Genomic DNA, 3,133 nt, shown 5'->3' on the forward strand with positions numbered 1-3,133 from the left:
CTCTTCGGTTAACAGTACAGCCGACAAGATTTGCAACGCTTCGTTTTTCGCTCCTTGAGGAATGATCTCTCCCTTTAATCGCTTACCGCCGTGTATTTCAAATGCATTCATAGACAATGGATGTTTATTAAACGAAATAAGTAACCAACTTGAAGATTAGTTACTTATTTGCTACCAAATAACTAGTTATTAAAGCTACTTATTTCTTGTGGTTATTATTCTTTGTTTTCTTTTTATCGTTTTTCTTCTTCTTGTTGCCTGCCGCCTGTTGCTGGTTTTTATTGGCAGCCTGCGTATTCTTCACACGGTTGCCCGGAGGCGGCGTCTTGAATTCAAGCTTCGTAAGTACCGTATCTTCCGGCAAGATAAGCTGCCCTTGGGAAAGCTCTTTAAGGTCTTCGATAATCTGTTGGTCAGTGACAGAATCCTTATTCCATGTCACATAGGCCATTTTCATAAAGTTGGCGATACCCAACGTCATTTTAGCCTTGCTCTCCTCGTTGGTCATGGAGATAGCCTTCTTGATCATCTCCTCGACAATGAAGCCGTAATGCTTGAAACGAATCTTGTGCTGCGGATAAGGCAGTGGCTCCGGCTTATGACGCACCTCATCTCTGGTAGGAATAGGATATGGTGAATCCACATCAATCTTGAAGTCAGAAATGATGTAAAGGTGGTCCCAAAGTTTATGTTTAAAATCGGCAACATCACGAAGATGTGGATTGAGCACCCCCATCATGTCGATGACCACTTGTGCCAATCTGTTACGTTCTGCTCTGTCTGGCACCGTACAAATATATTCTACCATATTTTGTACGTTCCGACCATATTCGGCCAAAATTAATTTCGGACGAGTACTGTTGTAATCAAAATTCATATATGATATTAAACGTATTGTTAACGTTAAGTTCTTATTTTGAGATAAAGATATAATTATTAATCAACTATTCTAAGTTTTGCAAATTTAAGTAACAATTGTTTCTGTCCCAACTCCTTGAAGAAAATAGTTGCTTTCATGTTGTCAGGATTAGTACCTTCTAAGTTAACAACCTTACCAAAGCCAAAGCGCTGATGTTCCACTTCCATACCTACCTGTATTTTACGCATATCCGACGGTGCAAAGCCCGATGTAGGGATGTGCGCCTTCGGCAGGATGGCAGTAGTTTTTACCGGTTTAGGCTTACTGAACATATCATCCCCCTTAGTCTGCCAAGCTATCCTATCTGTCTTGAATGACCCTTCGTCGGCATGCATAGCTCTAGGTTTGAAATCCAAGTCCAGATAGCGTGGATCTAGCTCATCCAAGAATCTACTAGGCTCGCAGGTATTGAGCGTTCCCCAGCGGTAGCGTGACGTAGCATATGAAAGATGCAGTTTTTTCTCAGCACGTGTTACCGCAACATAAAAGAGACGACGTTCCTCTTCTAGCTCACTACGTGAGTTCAACGACATCTGTGACGGAAACAGATTTTCTTCCAAGCCGACGATAAATACCACAGGAAACTCCAATCCTTTCGAAGCGTGGATGGTCATCAACGACACTGTATCCGCATTAGGATCTTTGTCGTTGTCGTCGTTGGTCAGCAAGGCCACATCCTGAAGGAATACGTCCAATCCCTTCTCTTCGATATCTTCACGTTCGGAAAACTCTTTGATACCGTTCAGCAACTCCTGTATATTTTCATAGCGTGCAAGACCTTCGACGGACTTGTCCTCATACAGGTCTTTCAGGATACCGGAATGCTGTGCAATGTGCATCGCTGTGTCGAAAGCGTTGGAGCGGCTTGCTACAGCCTGAAAGCTCTGAATCATCGTAGCAAAATTCTGAACGGCGGTAGCACTACGTCCATCCAAAAAAATCTGTGCATTGGCCACCACATCCCATAACCGGTACTGATTACGGTCTGCAGCCACGATAATCTTCTCTATGGTTGTATCACCTATTCCACGACGTGGATAGTTGATAATACGCTTTAGTGCTTCCTCATCATTCGGGTTGAATGTCAGTCGGAAGTAGGCTATCAGGTCCTTGATTTCTTTGCGTTGGTAGAACGATGTACCTCCGTACAGCTTGTATGGAATATTCAATTTACGGAGAGCCTCCTCTATGGCGCGGGACTGCGCATTGGTGCGATACAGGACAGCAAAGGACTTAAAATTCAACGATTTCAAAGCCTTTTCCTGTAAGATAGCCTCAGCAACCAGTTTTCCTTCCTCATTGTCGGAGAAGGCACGTACCACCTTTATCTTTTCACCTTCTTCATTTTCGGAGAACACGTTCTTCTCCAATTGATTTTTATTGTTGGCAATGATGCTGTTTGCTGCATTGACAATAGTCTTTGTCGAACGGTAGTTCTGTTCCAACTTGAATACCCTAACATCCGGATAGTCTTTCTGGAAGTTTAAAATATTCTGAATGTTAGCACCACGGAAAGCATAGATACTTTGTGCATCATCTCCCACTACGCATATATTTTCGTGTACTGCAGCCAGACGCTTCACAATAAGATATTGCGAAAAGTTGGTATCCTGATACTCATCTACCATCAGGTACTTGAACTGATGCTGATATTTGTGCAATACCTCTGGATATTTGTTCAACAACACGTTGGTTTTGAACAACAGGTCATCGAAGTCCATCGCGCCAGCGCGGTAGCAACGCTGGGCATAGGTCATATAAATCTGTCCCATCTGTGGACGTCCGTTTTCGCGGTCTTCCGCCAGCAAGGCTTCATTTCTATTGTACTCCTGTGGAGATATCAAGTTGTTCTTGGCAGCAGAGATACGACCATACACATAGTTGGCATTATACAGCTTATCGTCCAGATTCATTTCTTTCAAAATGGCTCTGATTAAGCTTTTAGTATCGTCCGTATCATAAATGGTAAAATTCTTCGGATAACCTATAAGCTCCGCCTCTACACGTAAGATACGTGCAAAAATAGAGTGGAACGTACCCATCCATATGTTCTTTGCTTCGGCTCCCACCACATTCATGATACGCTCGCGCATCTCCTTGGCTGCCTTGTTAGTAAATGTTAGCACCAGAATGTTGAATGGATCTACGCCTTTACGAATAAGATGGGCTACCCTATAAGTGATTACACGTGTCTTTCCTGAGATCTGCCAAGGC

General features: G+C 43.2%; 2 protein-coding genes. Both read right to left on the minus strand.

Annotated features, from left to right (window positions below; all coding sequences use genetic code 11):
* Positions 1-199 precede the first annotated feature (199 nt).
* On the minus strand, positions 200-808 hold the full coding sequence (locus SD31_RS14180) for a DUF4290 domain-containing protein (protein ID WP_410528275.1): 609 nt from the start codon (positions 806-808) through the stop codon (positions 200-202).
* 128 nt (positions 809-936) lie between these two features.
* Positions 937-3,123: an ATP-dependent helicase gene (locus SD31_RS14185; protein WP_082021988.1), complete on the minus strand. Its 2,187-nt coding sequence runs from the start codon at positions 3,121-3,123 to the stop codon at positions 937-939.
* Positions 3,124-3,133 lie beyond the last annotated feature (10 nt).

It is taken from the genome of Sphingobacterium sp. T2 (assembly GCF_000814685.1).
Taxonomy (GTDB): domain Bacteria; phylum Bacteroidota; class Bacteroidia; order Sphingobacteriales; family Sphingobacteriaceae; genus Sphingobacterium; species Sphingobacterium thermophilum.

Bases quoted from the DNA above. Each gene is read 5' to 3' on its own strand.
- SD31_RS14180 (WP_410528275.1), bottom strand. From the start codon at position 808: ATGGTAGAATATATTTGTACGGTGCCAGACAGAGCAGAACGTAACAGA.